At 62.0% G+C, this 23,004-nt stretch carries 27 protein-coding genes; 20 read left to right on the forward strand and 7 right to left on the reverse strand.

What is annotated here, in order from left to right; genetic code table 11:
- Positions 1-262: 262 nt before the first annotated feature.
- Genes Q0T48_RS03385 through fucU form a run of 5 tightly spaced genes read left to right on the forward strand, consistent with a single transcriptional unit; the run spans position 263 to position 4,394 of the window.
- Positions 263-1,354 carry a substrate-binding domain-containing protein gene (locus Q0T48_RS03385; RefSeq protein ID WP_295952384.1) on the forward strand — a complete coding sequence of 364 codons (1,092 nt, stop codon included), beginning with the start codon at positions 263-265 and terminating at the stop codon, positions 1,352-1,354.
- Entirely contained in the window at positions 1,351-2,892 is a 1,542-nt protein-coding gene (locus tag Q0T48_RS03390; protein ID WP_295952388.1) for a sugar ABC transporter ATP-binding protein, read from the forward strand. Before Q0T48_RS03385 ends, Q0T48_RS03390 begins: the two co-directional genes overlap by 4 nt.
- A 9-nt stretch (positions 2,893-2,901) precedes the next feature.
- Positions 2,902-3,195, forward strand: a complete 294-nt coding sequence (locus tag Q0T48_RS03395) for a hypothetical protein (protein ID WP_295952389.1) — start codon at positions 2,902-2,904, stop codon at positions 3,193-3,195.
- Between the two features lie 33 nt (positions 3,196-3,228).
- Complete coding sequence (locus Q0T48_RS03400; RefSeq protein WP_295952392.1) at positions 3,229-3,921, forward strand: hypothetical protein; 693 nt, start codon at positions 3,229-3,231, stop codon at positions 3,919-3,921.
- A 26-nt stretch (positions 3,922-3,947) separates the two neighbouring features.
- Positions 3,948-4,394, forward strand: a complete 447-nt coding sequence (gene fucU / locus Q0T48_RS03405; RefSeq protein ID WP_295952394.1) for an L-fucose mutarotase — start codon at positions 3,948-3,950, stop codon at positions 4,392-4,394.
- A gap of 71 nt (positions 4,395-4,465) precedes the next feature.
- On the opposite strand, the gene Q0T48_RS03410 is transcribed toward fucU, so the two are convergent.
- Positions 4,466-4,933, reverse strand: a complete 468-nt coding sequence (locus tag Q0T48_RS03410) for a tRNA (cytidine(34)-2'-O)-methyltransferase (protein WP_295952396.1) — start codon at positions 4,931-4,933, stop codon at positions 4,466-4,468.
- Positions 4,934-4,995: 62 nt separating this feature from the next.
- Here Q0T48_RS03410 and ltaE point away from each other — a divergent pair, with 62 nt between their 5' ends.
- Positions 4,996-6,018 carry a low-specificity L-threonine aldolase gene (gene ltaE / locus Q0T48_RS03415; RefSeq protein WP_295952398.1) on the forward strand — a complete coding sequence of 341 codons (1,023 nt, stop codon included), beginning with the start codon at positions 4,996-4,998 and terminating at the stop codon, positions 6,016-6,018.
- Here the strand turns inward: ltaE and Q0T48_RS03420 are convergent.
- The gene (locus Q0T48_RS03420) at positions 6,015-6,716 is read right to left on the reverse strand and encodes a ComF family protein (protein ID WP_295952400.1); all 702 of its coding nucleotides are present in this window, start codon (positions 6,714-6,716) and stop codon (positions 6,015-6,017) included. The two genes, ltaE and Q0T48_RS03420, sit on opposite strands and share 4 nt — an antisense overlap.
- Before the next feature lie 27 nt (positions 6,717-6,743).
- Here Q0T48_RS03420 and Q0T48_RS03425 point away from each other — a divergent pair, with 27 nt between their 5' ends.
- From Q0T48_RS03425 to Q0T48_RS03460, 8 genes are all read left to right on the forward strand, one after another.
- A complete protein-coding gene (locus Q0T48_RS03425; RefSeq protein ID WP_295952402.1) occupies positions 6,744-7,649 on the forward strand; it encodes a methyltransferase domain-containing protein in 906 nt (301 codons plus the stop codon).
- 157 nt (positions 7,650-7,806) lie between these two features.
- Positions 7,807-8,283, forward strand: coding sequence for a DUF2244 domain-containing protein (locus tag Q0T48_RS03430; protein WP_295952405.1), 477 nt, complete (start codon positions 7,807-7,809; stop codon positions 8,281-8,283).
- A 71-nt stretch (positions 8,284-8,354) separates the two neighbouring features.
- Positions 8,355-9,539, forward strand: coding sequence for a cytochrome c oxidase subunit II (gene coxB, locus Q0T48_RS03435; RefSeq protein WP_295952407.1), 1,185 nt, complete (start codon positions 8,355-8,357; stop codon positions 9,537-9,539).
- Between the two features lie 41 nt (positions 9,540-9,580).
- Positions 9,581-11,212: a cytochrome c oxidase subunit I gene (gene ctaD, locus Q0T48_RS03440; RefSeq protein ID WP_295952410.1), complete on the forward strand. Its 1,632-nt coding sequence runs from the start codon at positions 9,581-9,583 to the stop codon at positions 11,210-11,212.
- Between the two features lie 2 nt (positions 11,213-11,214).
- Positions 11,215-11,331: a cytochrome oxidase small assembly protein gene (locus tag Q0T48_RS03445; protein WP_295952413.1), complete on the forward strand. Its 117-nt coding sequence runs from the start codon at positions 11,215-11,217 to the stop codon at positions 11,329-11,331.
- A gap of 6 nt (positions 11,332-11,337) precedes the next feature.
- A complete protein-coding gene (locus Q0T48_RS03450) occupies positions 11,338-11,958 on the forward strand; it encodes a cytochrome c oxidase assembly protein (RefSeq protein ID WP_295952416.1) in 621 nt (206 codons plus the stop codon).
- 20 nt (positions 11,959-11,978) lie between these two features.
- Positions 11,979-12,155: a DUF2970 domain-containing protein gene (locus Q0T48_RS03455; RefSeq protein ID WP_366887925.1), complete on the forward strand. Its 177-nt coding sequence runs from the start codon at positions 11,979-11,981 to the stop codon at positions 12,153-12,155.
- A 46-nt stretch (positions 12,156-12,201) separates the two neighbouring features.
- Positions 12,202-13,083, forward strand: a complete 882-nt coding sequence (locus tag Q0T48_RS03460) for a cytochrome c oxidase subunit 3 (RefSeq protein WP_295952423.1) — start codon at positions 12,202-12,204, stop codon at positions 13,081-13,083.
- A 59-nt stretch (positions 13,084-13,142) separates the two neighbouring features.
- Here Q0T48_RS03460 and Q0T48_RS03465 read toward each other — a convergent pair whose 3' ends face one another.
- A complete protein-coding gene (locus tag Q0T48_RS03465; RefSeq protein WP_295952424.1) occupies positions 13,143-13,376 on the reverse strand; it encodes a twin transmembrane helix small protein in 234 nt (77 codons plus the stop codon).
- A gap of 15 nt (positions 13,377-13,391) precedes the next feature.
- Here Q0T48_RS03465 and Q0T48_RS03470 point away from each other — a divergent pair, with 15 nt between their 5' ends.
- The 5 genes from Q0T48_RS03470 to Q0T48_RS03490 are packed head-to-tail and all read left to right on the forward strand — an operon-like array spanning position 13,392 to position 17,446.
- Positions 13,392-14,123, forward strand: coding sequence for an SURF1 family protein (locus tag Q0T48_RS03470; protein WP_295952426.1), 732 nt, complete (start codon positions 13,392-13,394; stop codon positions 14,121-14,123).
- Positions 14,065-14,790 carry a hypothetical protein gene (locus Q0T48_RS03475; protein ID WP_295952428.1) on the forward strand — a complete coding sequence of 242 codons (726 nt, stop codon included), beginning with the start codon at positions 14,065-14,067 and terminating at the stop codon, positions 14,788-14,790. The genes Q0T48_RS03470 and Q0T48_RS03475 overlap by 59 nt, the downstream gene beginning before the upstream one ends.
- Positions 14,791-15,924 (forward strand): heme A synthase, encoded by a 1,134-nt coding sequence (locus Q0T48_RS03480; RefSeq protein ID WP_295952432.1) that lies wholly within the window; start codon positions 14,791-14,793, stop codon positions 15,922-15,924.
- Positions 15,921-16,832, forward strand: coding sequence for a heme o synthase (gene cyoE, locus Q0T48_RS03485; protein ID WP_295952435.1), 912 nt, complete (start codon positions 15,921-15,923; stop codon positions 16,830-16,832). The genes Q0T48_RS03480 and cyoE overlap by 4 nt, the downstream gene beginning before the upstream one ends.
- Positions 16,833-16,834: 2 nt before the next feature.
- Positions 16,835-17,446: an SCO family protein gene (locus Q0T48_RS03490; protein WP_295952438.1), complete on the forward strand. Its 612-nt coding sequence runs from the start codon at positions 16,835-16,837 to the stop codon at positions 17,444-17,446.
- Positions 17,447-17,491: 45 nt separating this feature from the next.
- On the opposite strand, the gene rpoH is transcribed toward Q0T48_RS03490, so the two are convergent.
- Positions 17,492-18,433 carry an RNA polymerase sigma factor RpoH gene (gene rpoH, locus Q0T48_RS03495; protein ID WP_295952440.1) on the reverse strand — a complete coding sequence of 314 codons (942 nt, stop codon included), beginning with the start codon at positions 18,431-18,433 and terminating at the stop codon, positions 17,492-17,494.
- Positions 18,434-18,601: 168 nt separating this feature from the next.
- On the opposite strand from rpoH, the gene Q0T48_RS03500 reads away from it, so the two are divergent.
- On the forward strand, positions 18,602-19,006 hold the full coding sequence (locus Q0T48_RS03500) for an OsmC family protein (RefSeq protein WP_295952442.1): 405 nt from the start codon (positions 18,602-18,604) through the stop codon (positions 19,004-19,006).
- Between the two features lie 53 nt (positions 19,007-19,059).
- Here Q0T48_RS03500 and glcF read toward each other — a convergent pair whose 3' ends face one another.
- Genes glcF through Q0T48_RS03515 form a run of 3 tightly spaced genes read right to left on the reverse strand, consistent with a single transcriptional unit; the run spans position 19,060 to position 22,873 of the window.
- Entirely contained in the window at positions 19,060-20,292 is a 1,233-nt protein-coding gene (gene glcF / locus Q0T48_RS03505) for a glycolate oxidase subunit GlcF (protein WP_295952445.1), read from the reverse strand.
- A gap of 2 nt (positions 20,293-20,294) precedes the next feature.
- Positions 20,295-21,380, reverse strand: a complete 1,086-nt coding sequence (gene glcE / locus Q0T48_RS03510) for a glycolate oxidase subunit GlcE (RefSeq protein ID WP_295952448.1) — start codon at positions 21,378-21,380, stop codon at positions 20,295-20,297.
- Positions 21,380-22,873: an FAD-linked oxidase C-terminal domain-containing protein gene (locus tag Q0T48_RS03515; RefSeq protein ID WP_295952452.1), complete on the reverse strand. Its 1,494-nt coding sequence runs from the start codon at positions 22,871-22,873 to the stop codon at positions 21,380-21,382. Before Q0T48_RS03515 ends, glcE begins: the two co-directional genes overlap by 1 nt.
- Positions 22,874-23,004: the final 131 nt, after the last annotated feature.

Consider the following 23,004-nt stretch of genomic DNA (forward strand, 5'->3'; position numbering starts at 1 on the left):
GGTAAAGCCGTGGATTGTGGATGACGGCGGGGGCATACGCAAGCGCTTGCGCTGTGCTACCTAAAGAGCGAATTTGTATTTTTCGAACAGTAACTCGGGGGGCAAAGACCTAGGGAAAGTACCCGCTAAATCAGCCGCGCAAGCGCTTGCGCAAACGCTTGCTAACTTATTAAAATTGTTTTAACGCGGAAAAGGCGGTGCAAGTGCAGCGCCGATCCATGCGTAATTGCAGGCATTTTTTTAAACAGACTGAAGACATGGCATGAAGAAAACACTGACCGCTATCGCCCTGAGCGGCTTGGCTTTGCTAAGTGGCGGGGCGATGGCCGCCGACAAGCCGGTGATCGGGGCGCTGATGCGCAACCTGGACGACCAGTTCCTGGGCGACTACGCCGCTAATTTGAAAAAGATTGCCGCCGCCAAGGGGGCGGATCTGAAAGTGACGGACGCGCACGGCGACATGGCCACGCAGCTCGATCAGCTCAACACCTTGCTGAGCCAGGGCGTCAAGTATTTTGTGGTGGTGCCCGCCGTGACCGAAGGCAGCGACCAATTGGCCCAGGCCATTGCAGCCAAGGGTGGCGGTGCGGCTTTCTCCAACACCCAGCCGACGGTCAAGGCCCTCAAGACCAGCCCCAACTTCTTCCTGGCATCGTCGCCCGAGTCTATTGCCGGGCAGATCCAGGCAGACATCGTAGACGGCTATTTCAAGAAATTCCCCGCCAAGCTGGGCCCTGGAAAATCTATCAACCTGCTGATGCTGCTGGGCCAATTGGGCCATCCCGCGCAGATCTACCGGACTAAGGCCGTACTGGCTTCGCTGGAGCAAAAAGGCTACAAGGTGAACGTCCTGGCCAAGGACACCGCCAACTGGCAATCTGAAGAAGCCCAGCAAAAGATGGATGCCTGGCTGATTGCCTACCGCGGCAAGTTCAACCTGGTGCTGGCCAATAACGATTCGATGGCGCTGGGCGCGGTGGAGTCGCTGGTGACGGCCAAGTACGTGGACGACCCGAGCAACCCCACCAAGGATGTAGACGGCGACGGCACGGTCTTGAAGGTGCCGGTGATTGGTGTGGATGCCACCCAGGTGGCCTTGCGCTCCATGGCCGAGCACAAGCTGTACGCCACTGTGCTGCAGGACGCCGATGGGCAGTCGGCCACCGCATTTGAGCTGGCCTACACCCTGGCAACCAAGGGCAGCGTGAACGGAGCCACCATCAATGGCTACAAGCCGCTGACTGCACCGATCGAAGAAGCGCCTGCCAACGATGCAGCCCTGGTCAAGCAGGTGTACCTGGTGCCGTTCAAGGGCGTGACGCAAGACAACTACAAGACCTTCGTTAAAAAATGAACGCTGTCCTGGGCAACCAAACTGCGGTGGCCATGCCGTACGTGCTGGAAATGAAGGGCATGTCCAAGCGCTTCCCCGGTGTGGTGGCCCTGGATAACGTCACCCTGCGCCTGCGGCCGGGCAAGGTGCATGCGTTGATGGGCGAGAACGGTGCAGGCAAATCCACGTTGATGAAATGCCTGTTTGGCATCTACCACCCTGAGGAGGGCGAGGTGCTGTTCAACGGCACACCGCGCCGCTTTCAGAACCCCAAGGAGGCGCTCGACGCAAGGGTATCAATGATCCACCAGGAGCTGGCCAATGTGCCGGAGCGCTCGGTGCAAAGCAACCTCTGGCTGGGCCGTGAACCGATGCGCCGCATTGGGCCACTGCGCGTGCTGGACCACCGCAAGATGCACGACGATACCGCCGCATTGATGCAGCGGCTGGATATGGATATCGAACCCGAGGCGCGCATCGGCAGCCTGTCGATCTCGCACCAGCAGGCCTGCGAAATCGCCAAGGCCGTGGCTTGCGATGCTTCGGTGGTGGTGATGGACGAGCCCACTTCGTCGATCACCGAGAAGGAAACCGAGCATCTGTTCCGCGTCATCCGCAGCCTGACGGAGCGCGGTGTGGCCGTGGTCTACATCTCGCACAAGATGCACGAGATCTTTCAGATTGCCGACGAGGTGTCGGTGATGCGTGACGGCAAACTGGTGGGCACCTACGATGCCCACGCCATTGACGAAGCGCAGTTGGTCAACCTGATGGTGGGCCGGGCCTCTGACCAGCGCTTTCCGCCACTGGACAGTACACCCGGTGCGGTGCGTTTGCGCGTGCAGGGCCTGAGTTCACCCGCACCGCGCTCCTTCCAGGATGTGAGCTTGGAGCTGCGCCGGGGCGAGATTTTGGGCCTGGGCGGGTTGATCGGTGCGCAGCGCACCGAGTTCGTCGAAGCCTTGTTTGGCCTGCGCGCCGTGTCCAAAGGCACGGTCGAACTCGATGGCGAGCAGGTCAGCATCCGTTCCAGCCGCGATGCCATCCAATACCGCATGGGACTGGTCACCGAAGATCGGCGTGCGTCGGGCATCTTTCCACAGCTGTCGATCACGCAGAACACGGTGATTCCATCGCTGGGCCAGTACATCAACCGCCTGCGCATGGTGCGGCACGGCGATGTGGACCGGGATGCAGAGCGCTTGAACCGCCAGTTGCGGACCAAGACCGCGTCCATGCAGACCGCCATCGGCAGCCTGTCCGGCGGCAACCAGCAAAAGGTCCTGATCGCCCGCTGGCTGATGACCGAGCCCGACATCCTGATCATGGACGAGCCCACGCGTGGTATCGACGTAGGTGCCAAGTTTGAAATCTATTCCATCATGGTGGAGCTGGCGCGCCAGGGCAAATCCATCATCATGGTGTCGTCCGAAATGCCCGAGCTGATCGCCATGTCGCACCGCATCATGGTGCTGTGTGAAGGTCGCCACACCGGCACATTACCCCGTACCGATGCCACCCAGTTCGACATCATGCGGCTGGCTACCCAATACCTCTGAAAAACTTCCATGACCGAAACTACCACTCCTACCCCGCGCGCCGCGCAGCCCAGGCCGGGTATTGCCGCCTACCTTGCTGGCCGCACCAACCTCATCACCTTTGTGGTGCTGGCACTAGGCCTGGCTGCTTTGACCAACGGTGCCTCGCTATCGCTCGAATCCATCAAAACCCTGGCTCTGGCCGAGTCGGTGCGTGCGCTCGCCGCTTTGGGCGTGGGCATGATCATCTTGACCCGCGGTATCGATCTGTCGGTAGGTGCCGTGGTGTGCCTGGTGAGCAGCGTGGCCGGTTCGTTTGCGTAGAATTCAGACTACGGCGCAGCCCTGTACCCCGGCGTGGAATTTCCCTGGTGGCTGCCGCTGGTGGCCGGTGTGGCCACCGGCGCGGCCGTGGGCTTGCTCAATGGCGTGCTGGTCGCCCATGCGCGTATCCCCCCGTTCATCGCCACCCTGGGCACCATGTCGGTTGCCTATGGCTGCCAGTTGATTTACACCCGCGCCAATGTGGTCGGCAGCCTGAAAGATTCTTATAAAAGCATCGGCCAGGGGGCTTGGCTGGGCGGTGTGCCGAACCTGGCGGTGTTTGCAGCCATCGCCGCGCTGGTGGTGTGGTTCATGCTCAAGCACACGCGCCAGGGGGCCAACCTGTACGCCATCGGCGGCAATCCGATGGCGGCCAAGGTGTCGGGCATCAACGTGAAGAAAGAGTTGCTCTTGGTTTACCTGTACGGCGGCGTGCTGTACGGCATTGCCGGTGTGCTGCTGGCCAGCCGACTAGGCCTGGCCAATGCCCTGACCGGGCGCGGCATGGAGCTGGATGCGATTGCCGCCGTCACCATCGGCGGCGTGTCGCAAAGCGGCGGCATCGGCACCATGGGTGGCATGGTGCTGGGCGTGTTGACGCTGGGCATCATCAACTACGGTATGTCTTACCTGGGCGTGGACTCTTACTTCCAGCTGGTGATCAAGGGGATGATCATCATCGTGGCGGTGTACTTCGACATGAAAAAATATGCCCGTGGCGAGTAAGCCCGTACCCCCCGCAGGAGGCGATTGTGCTGGTGGGTATTGACCCCTGCATCACGCCCGAGCTGCTCTACACCCTGGCGCGCATGGGCCATGGTGACGAGATCGTGCTGGCCGATGCCTTCTATCCTGGCCACAGCAACAATTCGCTGGTGATCCGCTGCGACGGCAGCACGGTGCCCCAGTTGCTGGCGGGCATCTTGCCGCTACTGAGCTTGGATGAACACGTGGATGCACCCGTTGTGATGATGATGCCAGCACCCCAGGATTCGCTGGACCCCAGTGTGGAGCGCGACTTCCGCGCTGCCATCGACCGGTGCTGGCCCAGCACCCCGCCTATCGTGCGCATGGAGCGCTACGCCTTCATGGCCCGCTCGCGTGCCGCGTTCGCGGTCGTGATGACCGGTGAGACGCGCAAGTACGGCAATGTGCTGCTGAAGAAAGGCGTGCCGTCTTTGGGGGCGCGTGGGTTGTGATGCGGGGACGCGTAAATTTATAAAAAATAGGCTTCTAGCGCATATTCCACTTGCGCAAGTAGCTATTTAATTTATAGCATTCCAAATCCGCACTGCCGCCAGGCTTCAAACACCGTGACGGCCACGGCGTTGGACAAATTCAGGCTGCGCTGGCCAGGGCGCATCGGCAGCTTCAAACACCGCTCCGGGGCAAAGGCGGCGCGCACGTTCTCGGCCAGGCCCTTGGTTTCCGAGCCGAACACCAGCCAGTCGCCGGGCGCGAAGGCGGTGCCGTGCACGCTACCGGTGCCGCGGGTGGTCAGGGCAAACAGGCGCTGCGGGTCGGGCTGGGCGGTGGCCAGAAAACTCGGCCAGTCGGCGTGGCGGGTGAGGGTGGCGTACTCGTGGTAGTCCAGCCCCGCGCGGCGCATGTGCTTGTCGTCCATCGAGAAGCCCAGTGGCTCGACCAGGTGCAAATTGCAGCCGGTGTTGGCCGCTAGGCGGATGACGTTGCCGGTGTTCGGCGGGATTTCGGGTTCGACCAGGACAATGTTAAACATAAGGCCGCATTATCCGAGACTCTCCGAGAGACTAGCACCCTGCCCGTAACCGATGGAACACCATGCAAATTATTGACCTGCGCAGCGATACCGTGACCCGCCCCACCCCTGGCATGCAAGCCGCCATGGCCAGTGCGCCGCTGGGCGACGACGTGTTTGGCGACGACCCGACCGTGAACCTGCTGCAGGCCACGCTGGCCGAGCGCCTGGGTTTCGAGGCCGGGCTGTTCTGCCCCACCGGCACCCAAAGCAATTTGCTGGCGCTGATGACCCACTGCCAGCGTGGCGACGAATTTATCGTCGGCCAGGAGGCGCACTGCTACAAATGGGAGGCGGGTGGCGCGGCGGTGCTGGGCAGCGTGCAGTCCCAGCCGCTGGACCACGCCAGCGACGGCAGCCTGCCGCTGGAGCGCATTGCCGCGGCGATCAAACCCGATGACTTCCACCACGCCCGCACCCGCTTGCTGGCGCTGGAAAACACCATCGGCGGCAGGGTGCTGCCGCAAGACTACGTGCAGGCTGCTGTGGCGCTGGCCCATAGCCGGGGTTTGCAGTGCCACCTGGATGGCGCTCGATTTTTTAACGCCGTGGTGGCCTCCCAGCAGGCGGGCGAGGGCCTGGCGCAGGCCGAACACCGCCTGATTGCGGGTTTCGACTCGGTCAGCATCTGTTTGAGCAAGGGGCTGGGTGCGCCGGTCGGCTCGGTCTTGCTGGGTGGCAAAGACTTCATTACCCAGGCCCGCCGCTGGCGCAAGATGCTGGGCGGCGGCATGCGCCAGGCCGGGGTGCTGGCTGCGGCAGGCCTGTACGCGCTGGAGCACCACGTGGCGCGCCTGGCCGACGACCACGCCAACGCCCGGCTGCTGGCGGCTTTGTTGGCCGACGTGCCGGGCTTGCAGGTGGAAGTAGGCCCCACGAATATGGTGTTTTTGCAAATCGCCCCCGAGCGGGCCGAGGCATTGGTGGCGCATTTGCAGGCCCACCAGGTGCTGGCCATTGGCCTTTACAAGCTGCGGCTGGTGACGCATCTGGACGTGAGCCAAGCCGATGTGCGGCGTGTGGCCGAGGTGATCCGGGCGTTTTAATCCACCGGCGTGCGCGCCACCACCAGCCCGGTCACGTGCACGGCCCCGGCCTGTTTCAGTACCGCCGCTGCGGCAAACAGCGACGCGCCACTGGTCATCACGTCGTCCACCAGCACCACGCGCTGGCCGCGCAGGGCATTGGCCCGCAGCGGCTCCAGAGCGAACGCACCCTGCACATTGCGCATGCGCTCAGCCCGGTTCAACGTGGGCTGGGGCGCGGTGTGGCGGGTGCGCAGCAGCAGTTGGGCCTGGGTTTTCTGCGGAGCCAGGTGGCGGGCCAACTCCAGCGCCTGGTTGAAGCCGCGCTCGCGCAGCCGCTGAGGCGATAAAGGCATGGGCAGCACGCTGTCGCATTGCTCCAGGGCGGGTTCCACCCAGGGGCTGTGGCGCAGCAAATCTGCCAGGGTGCCTGCCCAGCCCACTTGCTGGTTGAATTTGAATTGGGCAATGCACAGCGACCACGGGTAGGCATAGGCCACCGCCGCCAGGCAGGCATCCAGCGCGGGCGGATGCAGGATGCAGGCGCCGCACCGCGCTACGCCGTCGGGTACCGGAAGGGCACAGGTACGGCAGCGCGGCACTGGTTGGGCAAAGCGCGCCACGCAGGCCCCGCACACCGGCTGGCTGGGCCAGGCGCGGCAGACCGCGCACTGGCTGGGGAGCAGGGTTGTCACCCGGTGCAAAAGCGCGCGAAACATCGCCTCAATATACTCGTGCTCTACCCTATGACGACCCAACTCCCCCCCACTATCGACCCCGCTGCCGCTGCCCGCTGGGCCCAGCTGCGCACGGCCCAATCCCCCTGGCTGCACGAAGAAGTCGCCCGGCGCATGGAAGACCGCTTGCAGTGGATCAAGCTGCAACCCGAGGCCTGGGCCCACTGGGAGCCCACACGCGGCGGCCTGCAGGCCCACGCCAAGCTGACCGAACGGTATCCAAATTCAGCCTGTTTTGTGGTGGAAGCGCATATAGAACAAGCGCAAGCAGCTATTCAATCTGTAGCTAAGCCATGGTGGAAGCCCAGCGGCTGGCGGGCTCCCGCGCAGCAGATCGGCTTGCCGCCGGACGGCAGCGTGCAGATGCTGTGGGCCAATATGGTGTTGCACTCGGCCGCCGACCCGCAGGCGCTGATCGCCCAATGGCACCGTGCGCTGGCGGTGGACGGCTTTGTGATGTTTTCCTGCCTCGGGCCAGACACGGTGCAAGAGCTGCGCGGTGTCTACAGCGCCCTGGGCTGGCCGCTGCCCGGCCACCAGTTCACCGACATGCACGACTGGGGCGACATGCTGGTGCACGCCGGGTTTGCCGAGCCGGTGATGGACATGGAGCGCATCCGCTTGACCTACGAGAGCCCGGCGCGCCTGCTGCAAGAGCTGCGCGAGGTGGGGCGCAACCTGCATCCGCAGCGTTTTACCGGCCTGCGCGGGCGGCAATGGCGCGACCGGCTGGAGCGCGAACTGGCTTTGCAATTGGCCGATGCGGCTGAAAATGGCCGTTTGCCGCTAACCTTTGAGCTGATTTACGGCCACGCCCTGAAGCCCAAGCCGAAGCTGCGGGTGAGTGCCCACAGCGCGGTTTCACTGCGCGACATGCGCGACATGTTGCAGCAGGACAAGACACATGGGGTTTGACAGGTGGGTTTCAAGGCCCCTACCGGGCTTGGCCCTGGAAAGCAAGGCTACAATTCACATGAAGAAAAATGAATTCGGGTATCTCCCCACGCATCTAGGCAGACCCATCGACGGCACGTCCGCCATGGCATCTGCCTCATTTTTGTGAGTGCCAAAAGTGCCGAACTTGGTATTTCGCTTCGCCACAGTTTCGGGCCAGAACATTCACTGGTTCCTGAAGCGCAACTGTTCTGTGACACCGGCCCAGTTGGGCTGGATGTACGCATCGATCTGTGTGGTGTCTATGGGCATTGCGACGTTTTTCTGGGTGCAGGGCGCCAAGCTGGTGCTGCCGTTTGCCTGGCTGGAATTGGCGGCGGTGGGGGCGGCATTTTTGGTGTACTCCCGGCACGCGACCGATGGCGAAAGAATTTCGCTGCAAGGCACGCAGCTGGTGGTCGAGTTGGAGAACGCCGGTCGGCTGGAGCGGGCAGAGTTTCGCCGTGAATGGGTCCGTATCGAGCCCAAAACGGGTGATCGGTCCTTGATCGAGGTGTCTGGCCAGGGGCGTTCGGTGGAAGTGGGGCGGTATGTGAGCCCAGAGCTACGGTCGGCTCTGGCACGGGAAATCCGGATGGCGTTGCGCAGCGCATGAGACAGGCCCTCTGGGGTAGATGGCTGGCGCAGCAAGATTGGTTCAATTGAGGTGTTGAATAAGTGAAAACGATGAAGATGATTCCTAACAAGTTGGCTTCACTGCTCCCCACGCTGGGCGTTTGGGCGGGCGCATGGCTCAGCACTGCTGCTTACGCGGTCAATGATCTGCCCGGCGGGCCTGCGGTATTGCAGACCAATCTGCCACCGGCCGTGACCAATATTGCAAGAGAGCAGCAGTGGCTGCACTGGTTCATGTTGATCGTGTGCACCGTGATCTTCCTAGCGGTGTTTGGTGTGATGTTTTATTCCATCTGGAAGCACCGCAAGTCCAAGGGCTACAAGGCCGCCAACTTCCACGAGTCGGTGACGGTGGAAATCATCTGGACTATTGTTCCGTTTGTCATCGTGATCCTGATGGCTTTGCCTGCCACCAAGGTGGTGGTCGCCATGAAGGACACCACTAACGCCGATCTGACCATTAAAGCCACCGGCATGCAGTGGAAATGGGGCTACGACTACATCAAGGGCGAAGGCGAAGGCATCGGCTTTGTGTCTACGCTTGATAGCACCCAGCGCGCCATGTCCAACAACGGCGGCCCCAAGGCCGGCGAAGTGGTCGATGACTACCTGCTCAAGGTAGACAATGCATTGGTCGTACCAGTGAATAAAAAGGTCCGCATCATCACCACTGCTGACGATGTGATCCACGCCTTCATGGTGCCTGCCTTCGGTATCAAGCAGGATGCGATCCCCGGTTTTGTGCGCGACACCTGGTTCCGCGCCGAAAAAATCGGCAGCTACTACGGTCAGTGTGCCGAACTGTGCGGCAAAGAGCATGCCTACATGCCTATCCACGTGAAAGTGGTGTCGGCCGAAGACTATTCCGCCTGGGTCGATGGCGAGAGAAAGAAAATGGCTGCCAAAGCCGATGATCCTTCCAAAATCTGGACGCTGGACGACATCATGAAGCGTGGCGAGAAGGTATATGCGTCCAACTGCGCCGCCTGCCACCAGGCCAACGGTAAGGGCGGTGGCCCGATCAAGCCGCTGGACGGTTCGCCCAAGGTGCTGGATGCCGACAAGAATGTGCAAATCCATGTGCTGCTGAATGGCCAAAACGGTGCCATGCCAGCCTGGAAGCAGCTCAGTGATACCGACATTGCTGCCGTCATTAGCTACACCAAGAACAACTGGTCCAACAAGACTGGCCAACTGGTACAGCCTGCCGACATCCTGGCCCAGCGCGGCAAATAAGCTGCACTCGTTAACGTACAAGATCCCCAAGGAAAGCCAAGATGAGTGCAGTTCTCCATCCCCACGACCACGCACATGACGAACACGGTCATGACGACCACCACCACGCCCCCACCGGCTGGCGGCGCTGGGTGTTTGCCACCAACCACAAAGACATTGGTACGCTGTACCTGCTGTTCAGCTTCACGATGTTGGTGATTGGCGGCATTCTGGCGCTGATCATTCGCGCCGAACTGTTCCAGCCCGGTCTGCAGTTTGTGAACCCTGAGCTGTTTAACCAGCTCACCACCATGCACGGCCTGATCATGGTGTTCGGTGCCATCATGCCGGCCTTCGTGGGTTTTGCGAACTGGATGATTCCGCTGCAAATCGGCGCTTCCGACATGGCTTTTGCCCGCATGAATAACTTCAGTTTCTGGCTGATGATTCCAGCGGCAGCCACTCTGGTCAGCTCGTTTTTCATGCCCGGCGGCGCACCTGCTGCAGGCTGGACGCTGTACGCACCGCTGACGCTGCAAATGGGCCCCTCGATGGACGCGGGTATTTTCGCGCTGCACATTCTGGGCGCTTCGTCGATCATGGGTTCGATCAACATCATCGTCACCATCCTGAACATGCGCGCTCCTGGCATGACGCTGATGAAGATGCCGATGTTTTGCTGGACCTGGCTGATTACCGCATACCTGCTGATCGCCGTGATGCCTGTGTTGGCCGGTGCCATCACCATGACGCTGACCGACCGCCACTTTGGCACCAGCTTCTTCAATCCGGCCGCCGGCGGTGACCCGGTGATGTACCAGCACATTTTCTGGTTCTTCGGCCATCCCGAGGTGTACATCATGATCTTGCCGGCCTTCGGCATCATCAGCCACATCGTGCCCGCGTTTGCCCGCAAGAAGCTGTTTGGTTACGCCTCCATGGTGTACGCCACCTCGTCGATTGCGATTTTGAGCTTTATTGTGTGGGCGCACCACATGTTCACCACCGGTATGCCGGTGACGGGCCAGCTGTTTTTCATGTATGCCACGATGCTGATCGCTGTGCCGACCGCAGTGAAGATCTTCAACTGGATCGCCACCATGTGGCAGGGCTCCATGACCTTCGAAACCCCGATGCTGTTCGCGGTAGGCTTCATTTTCGTGTTCACCATGGGCGGCTTCACCGGTTTGATTTTGGCTGTGGCACCGATTGACATCCAACTGCAAGACACCTACTACGTGGTAGCGCATTTCCACTACGTGTTGGTGGCGGGTTCGCTCTACGCCATGTTTGCCGGTTTCTATTATTGGTGCCCCAAGTGGACCGGTGTGATGTACAACGAACGCCGCGGCAAGATCCATTTCTGGTGGTCGCTGATTTCGTTCAACGTTACCTTCTTCCCGATGCACTTCCTGGGCCTGGCCGGTATGCCACGCCGCTATGCCGACTACCCCATGCAGTTTGCCGACTTCAATGCAGTGGCCTCGGTGGGCGCGTTCTTCTTCGGCTTTGCGCAGATCTACTTCTTCTTCTTCATCGTGTTGCCTGCGATGATGGGCAAGGGTGAAAAAGCCTCTGCCAAGCCTTGGGAAGCTGCAGAAGGTCTGGAGTGGGAAGTGCCTTCGCCTGCACCGTTTCACACCTTTGAGACACCTCCCAAGCTGGACATCACCGCAACCCGCGTGATAGGTTGAGCATGTTGACACCCCAGCAAAAGAAAAACAACTTGCGCACCGGGTTGATCCTGGCGTCCATTGCCGTGGTGTTTTTCCTCGGCTTCTTCGCCAAGATGTATCTGCAAAGCCACCATTAAGCTTGCATGACTGTTCGCCACGAAAATTTCAAAATGGTCGGCAAGCTGGCCGTTATCACCGTAGCCATGTTTGCGTTTGGCTATGCGCTGGTGCCGCTGTACAAGGCCATTTGCGAGATGACGGGCATCAACATCTTGTCGATCGCCGAGCGCCAGGTGCCCGGCGTCGGTTCGGCGGGTAAAAATGTCAGTTTGCCTGCCAATACGCAGGTGGATCTGAGCCGAACCATCACCGTCGAATTCGATGCCAACGCGCGCGGTCCGTGGGAATTCAAGCCCGCCAAGCGCTCGCTGCAAGTGCACCCCGGTGAGCTGGCTACGGTGATGTACGAATTCCAGAATACGCAAAATCGCCGTATGGCGGCGCAGGCGATTCCCAGCTATGCGCCCCGCCAGGCGGCAGCGCATTTCAACAAGCTGGAATGCTTTTGCTTTAACCAGTACACGCTGGATCCGGGTGAAAAGAAAGAATGGCCGGTGGCCTTCGTGATCGATCCCAAGCTGTCGAAAGACGTGACGACGATCACCTTGTCGTACACCTTCTTCGAGGTGGGCGGTAAAACACCGCCTGCGCCTACTTCCACCGTCGATGCAGGTCGCCATGTGGAAACCGGGCAGGGGTCATGAGTGCACCTGGTAAAGCCAGTTTGCTGCAGACCGTCAAGGCGGTTGCGTGGTCGTTTGTGGGTATCCGCAAGCAAAGTGGGTACGAGGATGATCTGGCCAAAATCAGCCCCTTGCATGTGATCGCAGTGGGTTTGGTGGCGGTGTTGTTGATCGTGGTAGGTTTGGTTATTTTGGTGAATTGGGTGGTGGCAAAATAAATTTGCCCTGTACGTCTTACAAGAATTGAGAGAGCAAGGAGCTGACATGAGTTCAACCGCACACGCTGCAACACCGTACTACTTTGTACCTGGTCCGTCGCGCCATCCGGCCCTGGCCGCATTGGGTCTGTTCTTTGTCATTCTGGGTGCGGGCCAGTGGGTCAACGGCGAGGAATGGGGTAAGTATTCGCTGGCCTGCGGTATGCTGTTCTGGTGGGGTGTGCTGTTCCAGTGGTTCCGCGATGCCATCAACGAGAGCGAAGGCGGCCTGTACAGCTACAAGATCGATCTGTCATACCGCTGGAGCATGAGCTGGTTTATCTTCTCCGAGGTGATGTTCTTCGGCGCATTCTTCACCGCCCTTTGGTGGGCGCGCGGCCATTCGGTACCGGCTTTGGGCAGCCTGGACAACGCCTTGCTCTGGCCTGACTTTAAAGCTGTGTGGCCCAGCATTGCCGCTGGCGTGACGGCATCGCCTGCCAACATCATTGAACCGTTCCAGACCATGACTCCGTTTTGGCTGCCGACCATCAATACCGGTTTGCTGCTGTCATCGGGTGTCACCCTGACCATTGCCCACCACGCACTCGTCAAGGGCGAGCGCGGCAAAACCATTGCCTTCATGTGGGCCACCGTGTTGCTGGGTACGGTATTCCTGTTTGTACAGGGCTACGAATATGCCCACGCCTACAGCGAAATGAACCTCAAGCTCACCTCGGGTGTCTACGGCTCTACCTTCTTTATGCTGACCGGTTTCCATGGCTTCCACGTGTTCGTGGGCATGTTGATGCTGCTATTCATCACCTTACGCTTGATGAAGGGCCACTTCACCCCGGCCAAGCACTTCGGCTTTGAAGGTGCGGCTTGGTACTGGCACTTTGTGGATGTGGTGTGGCTCGGCCTCTACGTCATCGTCTATTGGACCTGATGGACTTGCTTTCGCCAAACCAAAAAAAGCGCCACTCGGCGCTTTTTTGTTGGTGTGGTTTATTGGCCTGCCGAAATACCCGTCGGGTGTAGATACCCCAACTTCCAGCCCACCAGGATGCAGATGAACAGCACTATCGAGAATCCGATGCGAAATGCCAGCGCTTTGGCCATGCGCCCGGATTTGGCCGCCTGCTCGTCCTCGGTTTTTCCGCCCCCCTTGAGCATGAAGTACAGGGCGGCGCCCAGGCTGGCGAAGATGGCCGCAAAAGCGACAAGGGCGAGATAAGTCATGCCCGGTATTATCCTGTGAGCCCGAAGCTGCGTTTTGCCTTGTTGACCGCAGGGGCTTTGATCGGCCTGGCGGCCACCTTTTCGCTGGGGCGATGGCAGTTGTCGCGTGCGGCCCAAAAAGAGGCTTTGTACGCGGCGATCCAGTCGCAGCATACGCGCCCACCGGTGGGGGTGGCAGACCTGGCAGGTCCCGCCAAAGCCGATGACCTGCTGCACCGCCAGGTGCGCCTGCGTGGCCAGTGGGTACCCCAAAATACCGTGTTTCTGGACAACCGCCAGATGCACGATCTGACCGGTTTTTACGTCGTCACACCCTTGAAGCTGGCGGGCAGCAATACCGCTATCCTGGTGCAGCGCGGCTGGGTGGCGCGTAATTTTCTGGACCGCACCGCCTTGCCGTTGGTGGACAGTCCGGCGGGCGAGGTCGAAGTGCAGGGGCGGATGGCCCCGCCGCCGTCCAAGCTTTATGCCTTCAAAGGGGCCGAGGTGGGGCCCATCCGGCAAAATCTTGACTTGGCAGACTTCAGCTCCGAGACCGGGCTGACCCTGCTACCGCTGTCGGTGCTGCAGTCTGGCCCCGCCGAGGGCCGCATGCAGCGCGACTGGCCGCCTGCCAATCTGGGTGTTGAAAAACACTATGGCTACGCATTCCAATGGTTTGGGCTCTGCGCCCTGATCGCAATCCTTTATGTCTGGTTCCAAATTGTCCGACGCTTCATCTTTCCGATCCAACAACGGCCGTCCTGACGACCATCCGCTGGGGCTCACCGTCCACAGCCTGCCCACGCCCCAAGAGGCGGTGGCGGGTGCGGCCCGCCGCACAGTGATGGGCCGCTGGAAGATGCTGGCCGTGATGCTGACCTGCGCTGCACCGGTGATTGCCTCGTACTTCACCTACTACGTGGTCCGCCCGCAAGGCCGGGGTAATTTTGGCGAACTCATCGATCCGCAACGCCCGCTGCCCGACCAGGCCGTCATGTCGATCGACGGTAAACCCGGTAATCTGCGCGCCTTGAAGGGCCAGTGGCTGCTGGTCAGCGCGGCGGGTGGGGCCTGCGATGCAATCTGCCAAAAGCATTTGTACCTGCAACGCCAATTGCGCGAAACCTTGGGCAAGGAAAAAGACCGCGTCGATTGGGTCTGGCTGGTCACCGACGATGCGCCCATCTCCGAAGCCCTGCGCCCTGCGCTCAAGGGTGCCACCGTGCTGCGCGTAGGCGAGCTGCAACTGTCCCAATGGCTGTCGCCCGCCGTCGGACATCTGCTGCAAGAGCATTTGTACGTGGTGGACCCGATGGGCAACTGGATGATGCGCTTCCCCGCCGGGCTGGACCTGGAAGGAGCCTCCAAAGCCAAGCGCGACATGGACCGCCTGCTGCGCGCCTCCGCCTCCTGGGACGAAGCAGGCCGCTAAATGGAAACCCAAGCCTTGTACGACCTGTCGCCCGCCGTCCGCGTGATGCTGACCGGCTTGGTTGTTGCGTGCGTCCCCTTGCTGTGGCTGTGGCTGCGCAATAGAAATGCCTCTCCGGCTAGGCGCTTGCAGGCACTCATGGTGCTGACCCTGTTCCTGACCTTCGATCTGGTGCTGTTCGGTGCCTTCACCCGCCTGACCGATTCCGGCCTGGGCTGCCCCGACTGGCCGGGCTGCTACGGCAACGCCAGCCCGCTGGGGGCTATCGCCGAGATCACCCAGGCGCAAACCGCCATGCCTACCGGCCCCGTTACCCATGGCAAAGCCTGGGTCGAGATGGTCCACCGCTACCTGGCCACCTCGGTGGGCGTGCTGATTTTGACCTTGGCCATTGCCAGTTGGTGGGCGCGCAGAAAAGATGCCTCCATCAACCCCTGGTGGCCCACCTTCACTCTGGTCTGGGTGTGCGTGCAGGGCGCTTTTGGTGCGCTGACCGTCACCATGAAGCTGTTTCCCGCCATCGTCACCCTGCATCTGGTTGGCGGCCTGGTTTTACTGGCCCTGCTGTGCGCGCAAGCCGTGGGCTTCACTCGCCCGCGCTCTGTGCCCGTGGCCCGCGTAGGGCTGGGCCTGGCCTGCGTGCTGCTGGCGGCGCAGATCGTGCTGGGCGGCTGGGTCAGTACTAACTATGCGGTGCTGGCCTGCAATACCTTCCCGCTGTGCCAGGGTAGCTGGTGGCCCGTAATGGACTTTCAGCACGCGTTTGAAATCTGGCGGCCCCTGGGGCGGATGCAGGACGGCAGCTACCTGAGCTTTGCAGGGCTGACTGCCATCCACTACGCCCACCGCCTGATGGCCTACCTGGTGCTGCTGGTGCTGGCGCTGGTGGCCTGGCGGCTGCAGCGCAGCCCGGCCACCCGTCGCCAAGGCCGCTGGCTGGCCGGGCTGACCTTGCTACAGTTCGCCACCGGCCTGAGCAATGTGGTGCTGGGTTGGCCGCTGCTGGCCGCCGTGGGCCATACCGGTGGTGCCGCCGCGCTGGTGGTGGTGCTGACTTGGACCGTCTGCGCCCAGCGCACGTCCCGGGTGGCCACAATGGCTGTTTCCCCTACTAGATCGAGATTGTCTGCATGAGTGTTGTTGAATCTACCGCTCCGTCCGTGACCAGCCTGCCGTCGCGTTTGCGGCAGTTCAACGCGCTGACCAAGCCGCGCGTGATCCAGCTCATCGTGTTCTGCGCGCTGATCGGTATGGTGCTGGCCGTGCCCGGTGTGCCCACCTGGATGGAGGTCCGCCGCGGGCTGATCGCCTGCCTGGGCATCTGGCTAGTGGCCGGCGCCGCTGCTGCCTTGAACTGTCTGGTGGAAAAGGGCATCGACTCGCGCATGAAGCGCACTTCCTGGCGGCCCACGGCCCGCAACGAGTTGCAAGACTGGCAAACCCTGCTTTTTTCGGCTGTGCTGTGCTTGGCCGGTTCGGTGTTGCTGTACGTGTGGATCAACCCGTTGACTATGTGGCTGACCTTTGCCACCTTTGTGGGCTACGCCGTGGTTTACACCATGATTTTGAAGCCGCTGACTCCGCAAAATATCGTCATCGGCGGGGCTTCGGGTGCCATGCCACCGGTGCTGGGTTGGGCCGCCATGACCGACAACGTCGGCCCCGAGGCGCTGATCCTGTTTTTGATCATCTTCCTGTGGACCCCGCCGCACTTCTGGGCGCTGGCCCTGTACCGGGTGGAGGACTACCGCAAGTCCGGCCTGCCTATGCTGCCGGTGACGCACGGCAACGAATTCACCCGTTTGCAGGTGTTTTTGTACACCCTGGTGCTGTTCGCGGGTTGCCTGATGCCCTTCATCTACGGCATGAGCTCCTGGCTGTACCTGGCCGTGGCCATGGTGCTGAGCCTCGGTTTTTGCGGCTACGGTTTTGCGCTGTGGCGCAACTATTCGGATGCCTTGGCGCGCAAAACCTTCCGCTTCTCCCTTATTCACCTCAGCGTGCTGTTCGCCGCGCTCTTGGTGGACCATTACCTGTTTTGACCATGCACAAACGAAATGCTCTTAAATTAATAGCTGCTAGCGTAGGTACTATATGCGCTAGCAGCCTATTTGTTGCTTGTTCTGAACCTCCGGCCAAGTTTGTGGCGGTGGACCTGACCGGGGCCGACTACGCCAAAGACTTCCAGCTCACCGACCACAACGGCCAGCCGCGCAGCCTGAAAGACTTTGCGGGCAAGATGGTGGTGGTGTTCTTTGGCTACACCCAGTGCCCGGACGTGTGCCCCACCTCGATGGCCGAGCTGGCCGAGGTCAAAAAATCCTTGGGCGCAGATGGCGACAAGCTGCAAGGCATCTTCGTCACCGTTGACCCGGCCCGCGACACGCCCGAGGTGCTGAAGGCCTACATGGCCAACTTCGACCCGACCTTCCTGGCCCTGATCCCCACGCCCACGCAACTGGCCGCACTGGCCAAAGACTACAAGGTGTATTACAAAAAGGTGGACGGCCCCACGCCCACCAGCTACACCATGGACCACTCTGCGGGCAGCTACGTGTACGACACGCAGGGCCGCTTGCGCCTGTACGCCCGCTACGGCGGCGGGGCGGCGGCACTGGCCGGAGATTTGAAGCTGCTGCTCAAACAGACGGCGTAAAAAAAGGACCGAGAGGTCCTTTTTTTCAGAGTGCCGATGCAACGATCAAGCGTATTCGGCCAGCGACTTTTTCATCTTCTTCATGGCGGCGGTTTCGATCTGGCGAATCCGCTCGGCGCTGACACCGTAGACCGCAGCCAGATCGTGCAGCGTCATGCCGCCGGAGCCGTCATCGGCCACTTTCAGCCAGCGCTCTTCCACAATCCGGCGGCTGCGCTCGTCCAGGCCTTCCAGGGCGCTTTGGATGCCGTCGCCCGCCAGGTAGTCGCGGTCGCGGGCTTCCAGCAGGGCGGTGGGCTCCTGGTGGGTGTCGGCCAGGTAGGCGATCGGGCCATAGCTGTCTTCGCCGTCGTCGCTCGGACCTGGGTCCAGCATCACGTCGCCGCCCGACAGGCGGGTTTCCATCTCGATCACGTCTTCGCGCTTGACCTTGAGCTGGGTCGCCATCGACTCGATTTCAGACTCGCTCAGGGTTTCGCGGTGGGTGGCACCGTCCATGGCCGCCGAGTCGGACTTGAAACCTTGCTTCATCGACCGCAGGTTAAAGAACAGCTTGCGCTGCGCCTTAGTGGTGGCCACCTTGACCATACGGCAGTTTTTCAGGATGTACTCGTGCATCTCGGCCTTGATCCAATGCAGCGCGTAGCTGACCAGACGTACGCCTTGGTCGGGGTCGAAGCGCTTCACGGCCTTCATCAGGCCAACGTTGCCTTCCTGGATCAGGTCGCCGTGCGGCAGGCCGTAGCCCAGGTACTGGCGGGCCACGGACACAACCAAGCGCAGGTGGGACATCACCAGCTTTCCGGCGGCATCGACGTCGTGATCGTTTTTAAGTTGGCGGGCAAACTGCTGCTCTTGCTCGAGGGTGAGCATGGGCATGCGGTTGACTGCCGAAATATATGCGTCGAGGTTGCCTAGCGGCGGCACCATCGCCCAGGGATTGGGGGCGGCCAGCGCGGAGGACATCGTTCCAGTTTGAAGGTTCATACCAGATTCCTTTTCTCTAAGTCCGAATATTAGCACTCTATGGCTTCGAGTGCTAAGCGTGTTTTATTGCACTTGCAATACGGGTAATTACTAGGAGTGGCGATGGGGCGCGAAGTTCCATGGTGGGTTGTACAGTGCCTCTACCCCTCCACCTTACAGAATGCCCCCATGCCCATCCAAGCCCGCCTGCACCGCGCTCAAGGCGCACTCACCACCCTCACCAATGGCCGCCACGCCTGGCACGCCGATGTGGACAAAACTCTGGGCTCCGACGACCTGGCCCCCGACCCGCACGACCTGCTGGATTCGGCCCTGGCCGCCTGCACCGTGCTGACGCTGGAGCTGTACATCCGCCGCCGCAAGCTGGCCGTGACCGACCTGCGGGTGGACATTAGCCACGAGGAAGGCAAAACCGAAGACGGCCAGGTGCGCTACCAGCTCCAGCGCAGCCTGCATATTGAAGGCGACATCACGCCCGAAGACCGTGCCAAGCTGTTGGAGATCGCCAACAAATGCCCGATCCACCGCGTACTGGAAGGCGACATCAGTGTCGCCACCACGCTGGTGGACTGATACTGCAGTTTCTATAGCTACTAGCGTAGGTGGAGTATGCGCTAGAGGCCAATTTAATGCGAAAAAATAGCCTCGTCCAGCACCTCTACCCAGTGCCGTACCGGCGTGGCTGTACCGCTTTGCAGGTGCTGGATGCAGCCAATGTTGGCCGAGACGATCACTTGCGCGCCCAGCGGTTCCAGGTTTTGTAGCTTGCGGTCGCGCAACTGGTACGCCAGCGTAGGCTGCAGCACCGAGTAGGTACCCGCCGAGCCGCAGCACAAATGGCTTTCTGATCCCGCTATTTGTACCTTGAAGCCCAGCGCGCCCAGGTGCGTCTCCACCCCGCCGCGCAGCTGTTGGCCGTGTTGCAGCGTACAGGGCGGGTGGAAGGCGAGTTGGGTGATGTCACCGACCCTCACCTTGTCGCGCAGGGCCTCCACCAAATCGGGCAGCAGTTCGCTCAGGTCGCGGGTCAGCTCGCTGATTAAGGTGGCTTTGTGGGCGTAGGCCGGGTCGGCGGCCAGGGCGTGGGCGTAGTCTTTGACCATCACACCACAGCCGCTGGCGTTCATCACGATGGCCTCGGGTTTATGGGCTTGTAGCAGCGGCCACCAGGCGTCGATGTTGCGGCGCATGTCATCCAGGCCGCCGGCGTGGTCGCCCAGGTGGCTGCGCAGCGCGCCGCAGCAACCGGCCTTCTCGGCCACCAGGGTCTGGATACCCGCTGCGTCCAGCACGCGGGCGGTGGCGCTGTTGATATTGGGCATCATGGCCGGTTGCACACAGCCGGTCAGCATCAGCACCTTGCGGGCGTGCTCGCGGGTGGGCCAGGGCTTGGCGGCGGTGGCAGCCGGTACTTTTTTCTTCAGCACCGGGGGCAGTAGCGGGCGCAGGATCTGGCCAGCCTTCATCGCCGGAGCGAACAGCGGAGAGGTCAGGCCTTCCTTGAGCAGCCAACGGGCGGCCTTTTCCAGGGTAGGGCGTTCCACCCTCGCATCAACGATGCGCCGCCCGATGTCTACCAGCGCGCCATACTCCACGCCGCTGGGGCAGGTGGATTCACAGTTGCGGCAGGTCAGGCAGCGGTCCAGGTGCTGCTGGGTGCTGCGGGTCACCTCGGCCCCTTCCAGCACCTGTTTCATCAGGTAGATGCGGCCTCGGGGCCCGTCCAGCTCGTCGCCCAGCAGCTGGTAGGTGGGGCAGGTGGCGGTGCAGAAGCCGCAGTGCACGCATTTGCGCAGGATGGCCTCGGCGGCTTGGCCGTCGGCGGTGTTCTTGAATTCGGCCGATAAATTGGTTTGCATTTTTATAGCCCGGGGTACATACGGCCAGGGTTGAAGATCCCCCGGGGATCGAAGGCGGTTTTCAGGCCTTTGTGGATGCGCTGCAACGGGGCCGACAGCGGTGTGAAGACCTCGGTGCGCGGCGCAGCGCCACGGAACAAGGTGGCATGGCCACCGGCTCGGACCGCCGCGGCGCGGACCTGTTTGACGGTGGCCTGGCCGCGTAACCAGCGCTGGGCCCCGCCCCATTCGATGCACTGCACCCCCGGCAGGTCCAGCGGCGGGGTGGTGGCGGGTACCGAGAGGCGCCACAGGTGTTCGCCCTTGGCCAGGTGGTTGCTGTCGAGGTGGAAGAAGGCGTGCTGGTGGTCGCGCACGCTGTCCCACCAGCTGGTGGCTATTTCCGGCTCCACCACCGTGCCGCCTAGCTTGGCGCAGGCCGCGGTCACGGCCGCCTGCGCACCCGCCAGCCGCAGGTGCAACTGGCCGTGGTGCCAGGCGCTGGCGTTGATGGGCAGCGGCTGGCCGGCCCAGGCGTTGAGTTGTTTCAAAGCGGCGGCTTCGTCCATGGCAAACACCCGCGTGGCGGTGGCCGTGGCGATAGGAAGCACCTTGAGCGATACCTCGCAGATCACGCCCAGCACGCCCAGCGACCCTGCCATGACGCGCGACACGTCGTACCCGGCCACGTTCTTGATGACTTGGCCGCCAAAGCTCAGCACCTCGCCTTGGCCGTTCAGTACCGTGGTGCCCAGTACGTAGTCGCGCACGCAGCCCACGCTGGCGCGCGATGGGCCGGACAGGCCCGCGGCGACCATGCCGCCGACCGTGCCGTCTGGGCCGAAACGTGGCGGCTCAAAGGGCAGGCACTGGCCTTTCTCGGCCAGGCGGGCCTCCAGCTCGGCCAGTCGGGTGCCTGCCCGCACGGTGACCACCAGTTCGCTGGGCTCATAGCTGCTGATGCCGGTCAGCGGGCGCATGTCCAGCACCTCGCCGTGGGGAATCTCGCCGTAGAAATGCTTGGTGTTGCCGCCCTGGATGTCCAGGGGCTTGTGGGCGCTACGGACCTGGTCGATCAGGCGCTGTAAAACAGGGTCTTGGGTGATCATCAGAATCTTGGCAAATGGGGGAAGGGCAGCAGGCCGCGCAGCACGGTGAGCTTGCCGTATTCGGCGCAGCGCTGGAGGCTGGGGATGACCTTGCCGGGGTTCAGCAGTTCCACCGGGTCGAAGGCGCGCTTGACGGCAAACATTTGCTCCCGCTCGGGCGCGCTGAACTGCACACACATGGAGTTGAGCTTTTCCACGCCCACGCCGTGCTCGCCAGTCACCGTGCCGCCCAGGCGCACGCTGGTTTCCAGAATGTCCGCGCCAAACAGCTCGCAGCGGTGCATCTGGTCGGGGTCGTTGGCATCGAACAAGATGAGCGGGTGCAGGTTGCCATCACCCGCGTGGAACACATTGGCGCAGGCCAGGCCGTACTGGGTTTCCATGGCCTCGATGGCGCGCAGAATTTCGGCCAGCTTTTTGCGCGGAATGGTGGAGTCCATGCACATGTAGTCGGGGCTGATGCGGCCCGAGGCCGGAAAGGCGTTTTTGCGGCCGCTCCAGAACTTCAGGCGCTGGGCTTCGTCGCGGCTGATGGCGATGCCGGATGCCCCGTTGGCCTCCAGCACGCTGCGCATGTGGGCAATTTCTTCTTCCACCTCTTCCAGGGTGCCGTCGCTCTCGCACAGCAGGATGGCGGCGGCATTCAGGTCGTAACCGGCATGCACAAAGTCTTCTACGGCGGCGGTCATGCGCTTGTCCATCAGCTCCAGCCCGGCGGGGATGATGCCCGCGGCGATGACGCTGGCCACGGCGTTGCCCGCAGCCTCCACGGTGTCAAAGCTGGCCATGATGCAGCGGGCGATTTGCGGCTTGGGGATGAGCTTGACGGTGACCTCGGTGGTCACGGCCAGCATGCCCTCGCTGCCGATGATGAGGGGCAGCAGGTCCAGGCCGGGCACGTCCAGCGCTTCCGAGCCGAATTCCACCACCTCGCCTTCCACGGTGAAGCCGCGCACCCGCAGCACGTTATGCAGGGTGAGGCCGTACTTCAGGCAGTGCACGCCGCCGGAGTTTTCGGCCACGTTGCCGCCTATCGTGCAGGCGATCTGGCTGCTCGGGTCGGGGGCGTAGTACAGGCCGTGGGGCGCCGCAGCTTCGCTGATGGCCAGGTTGCGCACGCCGCACTGCACGGTGGCGGTGCAGGCCAGCGGGTCTACCTGCAGGATGCGGTTGAACTTGGCCAGTGACAGCGTCACACCCAGGGTGTGCGGCATGGCTCCGCCCGACAGGCCCGTACCCGCACCCCGGGCCACGATGGGCACGCCCATTCGGTGGCAGATCTGCAGCACCGCGGCCACCTGGGCCTCGGTTTCGGGCAGCACCACCACCAGCGGCTGGGCGCGGTAGGCGGTCAGGCCGTCGCATTCGTAAGGCGTGGTGTCTTCTGTGCGTGACAGGATGGCGTGGCGGGGCAGGGCGGCGGCCAGGGCGCTGGCGACCTCGGCACGGCGGCTGAGCACCTGCGGGCGGTCTTCAAGGGGGGAGGTGTTCATGGTGTGTGGGGTCGGCAGGTCTTTGACTATAAGCAGCCAGGGCCGGTGCTGGGGCTGAAATTTCTGGTGGCCGGCGTTGCAGAAATCTGTGGGCGTGGGTGGCCTGTTTCATGCTTCATATTGGCATCCAT

Source organism: Rhodoferax sp., from assembly GCF_025354435.1.
In the GTDB taxonomy this organism is placed as follows: Bacteria; Pseudomonadota; Gammaproteobacteria; order Burkholderiales; family Burkholderiaceae_C; genus Rhodoferax_B.